General features: G+C 59.7%; 4 protein-coding genes and 1 pseudogene. All 5 read right to left on the bottom strand.

Going from position 1 to position 5,267, the window contains the following annotated elements; genetic code table 11:
* Window positions 1-1,236, bottom strand: a pseudogene (locus Q1V60_RS11440) (type VI secretion protein VasK); the annotation flags it as partial.
* Window positions 1,223-2,350 carry a hypothetical protein gene (locus Q1V60_RS11445; RefSeq protein WP_300630333.1) on the bottom strand — a complete coding sequence of 376 codons (1,128 nt, stop codon included), beginning with the start codon at window positions 2,348-2,350 and terminating at the stop codon, window positions 1,223-1,225. The gene Q1V60_RS11445 and the pseudogene Q1V60_RS11440, both read right to left, overlap by 14 nt.
* Window positions 2,347-2,610, bottom strand: a complete 264-nt coding sequence (locus tag Q1V60_RS11450; RefSeq protein WP_300630334.1) for a PAAR domain-containing protein — start codon at window positions 2,608-2,610, stop codon at window positions 2,347-2,349. The genes Q1V60_RS11445 and Q1V60_RS11450 overlap by 4 nt, the downstream gene beginning before the upstream one ends.
* Window positions 2,607-4,952 carry a DUF2235 domain-containing protein gene (locus Q1V60_RS11455; protein WP_300630335.1) on the bottom strand — a complete coding sequence of 782 codons (2,346 nt, stop codon included), beginning with the start codon at window positions 4,950-4,952 and terminating at the stop codon, window positions 2,607-2,609. The genes Q1V60_RS11450 and Q1V60_RS11455 overlap by 4 nt, the downstream gene beginning before the upstream one ends.
* Window positions 4,940-5,267: DUF3304 domain-containing protein (locus Q1V60_RS11460; RefSeq protein WP_300630337.1), on the bottom strand; the 328-nt coding region annotated here is incomplete at its 5' end. The genes Q1V60_RS11455 and Q1V60_RS11460, both read right to left, overlap by 13 nt.

The following is a 5,267-nucleotide window of genomic DNA, read 5'->3' on the forward strand; positions in this document are numbered from 1 at the left end:
ATTCAGTTGTTCGTCGCTGCTGGCCGGTTGCTGCAACGCAGCCAGTGAGGTGTGAACCTGATCGACCAGCACACGGTTGCCGACGAACGACAGCAGCAGTCCCGCGCCCCACAGCGCGGCCAATCCCAACGTCAGCGCATAGGTGATTCGGGGCGCGCTCCAGCCCAATCGACGGGGCGTGGTGCGCTTGTCTTCAAGGATGCCGCGCCACGCGGCCTCCACCGCCCAGAAATGCTTGGGCATGCGCTCCGCAGGCAGTATTGGCAGGCTGAACCATAGGCCGCGCAACGGCACGCCACCGGCAAACTCGCCAGTCAACGGGGCGAGGGCATGACGCCAACGGACGATGCCCTCGGCCTGTAGATCGCGGGACAGGCGCAGCAGAAAGTCATGGGTCATCACAGTGTTCATCTGCGCCAGACCTTCGCGGCGCAAAGGCTCCGACAGCCCATTCAAAGCGGCCTCCAATACCGTCGCCGTAAAGCGCGCAGGCAATCGACAGCCGACCGGCTGCGCCTGGCGGCCAGCTTGAGACCATTTACTGTCGCAGACCTGCCACAGGTACAACGGCAACTGCCAGCGCAAGCCACGGGCCAGTCTCTGCAACTGGCGCACGCCCGCGGCCATCGCGGCATCATCGGCGGCCTGGGCGCTGTTCAATGCCCAAACCACGCCGTCCAGCGCACGCCAGCGACTCAGGCCGACCCAGTGTTTCGGGAATGACTGATGCAGCACTGACTGCGCACTGCCGCCCCACAACAGGACGGTGCCTTGCCCGTCCAGCCAGCGCTGCGCGGCCAGGGTCGGGGCGATGGCTTCGATGTGAGCGGGCTCGCCGATGATCAGGAGTAAGCGGACTTTGCGGCGCCAGAAGAGGCCGTAGCGGTCGCGTAGATGATCGCGCAGCTCTCCTGCCGCCGACGCGTCTAGTGGGGAGGCCCCCGAGCTCAATGGCGTGCCTGGCATTTCGACAGTCGGCCCCACAACCCGCAGCGCCTGGCGGACCACCAGACAATCCCAGGCCAGCAGAATGACCGGGCAGAACCAGCAAAGCGCGAACCACACGCCCAAGCCCCAAAGCAGCAACTGTTCGAGCGCAAGTTGCGGCCACCCAAAATAGCCGCCGCACACGCTGTACACCACGCCACCGAGCAGTACCAGCAGGGTCATGATCAGTAAATAACCCAACCCCACGCGAACTAGCGAGCCCTTACCCACGTCCTTAATTGTTGCCATAAGGCACCGCCATCCCAATCGCCAATCGTTTATTCCCATCCTGGCTCAGCCAGCCACAGGGCTGACCTGCCTTCCCCGCTTGCAGCAATGCCAGGGACATGCCGATAAACGGAGCCAGATGCGCCAACACGCCCCATTGCCCGCTCAGTTGATGCTGGGCCGCCGACCAACCGCCCCCGGCAAACACTTCCTGGCTGGTGTTATCCAGCGCCAGGCAAGTGGCCGGCGGCGCTTGCAGCCCGGCGTAACGCTGCAACTGAGTGCAGAGTTCGGCAGGCGACTCACCTGCCTGGTATTCGCCTCGGTGCAACAACTGCCGACCCTCTCGGCACACCCGCCAGAGAAAACCCGCTTCACCGGGCACCTCATGCGCTTCTGCGTCCTGCACCGAAAGCACACCGGCACACAGCAACCAGTCGCCCTCGCCACGGCAATCACGCTGGAAAGCATCGATCACGTCGTCCAGATCAGTCAGGTTCTGTAATGGCAAACGGGCCTCGGGCAATACGCCGCCCGCCTGGGTCAACACCTGCACGAAAGCAGCTTCGCTGCTCTCATCCCCCACCCAGGCGATCGCCCGCAATTGCGGCCAGCGTTCGGACAGGTCGGGAAGCGTCAGCGTCATCCGGGCCAGGCGCCGAGCTAACGCCGGCGCGCGTTCGGCAATCACGCTCAGCGATAATGGGCAACGCAACATCAGTTGCCTGGCACCGGACGGCATTGCGGGCTCGGACGGGAGAACGCCTGTCATCAGACGCTGGTAATTCGCTTGCTCATCGCCCGCAGGCCCCAGCAACAACACATCCTGTACCGGCAGGCCCAAGGAGCGCCGTTGCCACCAACGTTGCGTCTCAGCCGCCAAAGTGAGCAAAAACACCTTTCGGTTGAACAGCGCGATCTGCCACACCAACACACGCACCGCCAGCACCAGCGCCCAACACAGCGGCAGCAGCGCGCTCCAGAGCCAAAACTCCAGGCGCGGTTGCTCCTTGGGCCACAGCACCAGCAAGACTGCCGACTGCGCCCCAATCAGCAACATCAACCCTAGCCACCAACGCCGCCAGCGTGGTTCGCCCGGTTCGATAACGTCGGGGTATTCAGGAGGACGGTTCATGGCGCAACAATCATCGACGTGGCCGCCAGGGTGCTCACCAACTGGCAACCGCATGCGCAACGATGCCCATCAAGCGCCACGGCTTTACCGTCGATGGTCGAGCCAGACGCACCCTCGACAATGTGCGTGATTCCATGCAAATTGCAGCGGGCTTGATCGCCTACACAAGCCACCGGCTTACCAAAGGCCTCGTAGTGTCCCGACAACACCTCACCGCCGAAGGGGCGCAACGGGTCGCCCATGCGTACCAGGGGCATCATGAGACCACCTCCCCAGCCTGCTCGACCAGACTGCCCATCTCGCGCAACATGGCATTGGTTTGCTCGATGCGCTGTACATAGTCATCGAGTGCGATCTGGCGTTTCTGCTCGGCGACCACTTGGCCAATATGGCTGGACGGCTTAAGCAACTGCTCAGCGCCGGGCAAGAATGGCACCACCCTGCCGGTCGCCTTGTCGATCACCTGATAGCCAATGCCCGCCACGCCGATACCCGTCGCCAATCCGCCGATCCCACCCAGCGCTCCAGCACGCTTGATACCGTAGACCGTGGCACCGGCAATCATCGCCACGCCCAGTATCCGACCGGCCACCAGAACCGGGGACAGGTCGCGGCTGTTGTCGTTGCCGAAGTAGGTCATCCGGTAAAAGAAATAACCGGCCCACATCTCCCGTGTTGCCAACGCGTCGTGCATGAACCAGGCGCGCGAGTCGTGTATCTGGTCATCGAACAACGCCACCAACAGGGCCATGTCGGCGTCGAGGCTGGGTGTGCCGTGAGCATCACGAAACAGCTGTTCGCTGCGCCGCTTACCCTCTGCACTGAGGGTTTCGTGGTCTTTTCGCTCATCATCCTCATTGAGCAGGTAGACCGCATCGCGCAACACCACATCGAGAAACGTACCGGCCGCGCTGGTCTGCTCGCGTTTCTGCCTCGTGTAGTCAGACTTGAACTCAGCGGCGGCCTGACTGAGCTGGGTCTGGTCGATTTGTGGTTCGTAGATGGGCGGGCCGGCGTGCATTGGGTTGCTGCTGCGCGCTTCCACGGCAGCGGCGCGTAAGTCCTCGTTAGCCTTTTTCTCCTGGCTGTCTTTGTAAGGGGTGAATTCTATGGCCTGGGTGAAAAACGGCTGGCGTTTGTAGCTGTCGTTATCACCTTTGTCATCGTTGGCAAAGCGGCCAATCCGCCAGCCGGTGATCCAGCTCAGTTGAGCGGCGAGCGTGTCTTCTACGGTGGTGCTCAAAGGCTGTGGCGTGTAGTTCCAGGCGGGATTGATAACGGAGTTTTCGTCGGTGATAGCTGGGAGGGTTTTCTTCCTCCAGGCGTTGAAGCGTTCGACTACTACAGGGCTAACGTTGAATTCTCGTAACGTATCGCGCCCCATGCTTCGCCATTGCGCCTGCGACAACAGATTTTTGGGCAGAACTGCTTCCAACACTTGAAGCGGCGCTCCTGCTGAAAAAGCAGCGGCATAAAGGTCGTGCAGCACAATCTGTGACACCAACTCGTGAGTGCCGCCACGCGCCTTGCCCTGGTCACTTTGCGGGTAACCACCCCCGACATCGGAATGCACGCCGGGGTACACCACTTCATAAGTATTGGCTGGATACCGGCCGTCTTCGTTGCGGATCGAATCCAGAGGAAAACAGGAACGCTGCTCGAAGGCCGCGACGAAATGCCGACAACACTTGACCAGTCCAGGGAAGCGCTGTGCATCCGGCAGCAACTGGGTGTCATCGGCCCAATCCATATGCCCGGCGAAAAACGGCGCCGCATGGGCAATACCCACAGAGGCCACGGTATCCAGCACGCCAAGAAATTCGACGCTGACCGGCAGGCCAATCAGACGTTGCGCGGGCAGCTCTGCCCCAACCGGGGTGTCGAACAACTGACTCAACCAAGTGATAAAAGTGCGGGCCTCTGCCGCTCCCCGGGAGAAGCCATACACAAACAGTTTGACCCCCAGCACGCGAGGCTTGGCAGTTTCCGTCAGGGCCCGCAACGGGGCCAATAACTCATTCATAGTCCGCCGCCGATTCGCACGGCCTAGGGCACTCATCAGTGGGGCTTTTGAGGTGCTCATGGACATGACGGCTTTCTTTCTGTCGGCTTTGGATAGCTCTTGCTTAGTCAATGCGAGCATCAGTGCATTCGCTAAGGACGCAAACGCCCAATTGATGCGATCCTCACCGCCAGTGGCATATTTCAGCCCGCCTTCGCTGTAATCCAGTTCGCCAATTTCGGGGAAAGGCGTACCCACACCCGGCATATAATAGGAAAAATAACCATCTTCCTCTGCATTTCTACCTCTAAGCGATGCATGAAATAACTTGGCGATATTGCTGGGATGTTTTTTTTGAGTATCGTTGTCGTCATTGTTGTTAGTGCCGTCGAAGAACAGGCTGACATGTAGACTGTGACAGCATTCGGAATGCCGCTTCTGTCCTCTGGCATCAGTTCCTTGGCAAAACATTTTCTCCTCGAAAGTTTGCTTAGCATAATTAGCAGTCACCGGCGATATGTCGGTAGGCAAACGGCCACTTTCCGGAAAGCACGGTGGCCCCCAAGCGGTAGCCTTTGAGTTTTGTTTTACTTCGGACATACGGCTGGCTCCTTCACTCCCATAGGGTCCTTGATTGGATAGTTGGGTGAGATGGGAGCCCAACACGAAGTAGTAACTTTTACTTTATTGCAAGTCAAAAAATGCACTTTAAGGTCACAAGATTCAGTTCCCAGCCATTCCGGAATATCCACTGTCGCGCTGTGGCGATGGAAGCTGGATTCCGCTTTAGCCATCGCAACCTTAAACGCCTCTGTTCCAAGAGGAGGCATCTTTGCGAAGGGATCAGGATCGACTTCCCATTCGATATTGGCCTTCAATCCAGGGCGCCATTTAATTGGCATGATGATGCAGCAG

The sequence above is a fragment of the Pseudomonas sp. genome, assembly GCF_030147005.1.
Classification (GTDB): domain Bacteria; phylum Pseudomonadota; class Gammaproteobacteria; order Pseudomonadales; family Pseudomonadaceae; genus Aquipseudomonas.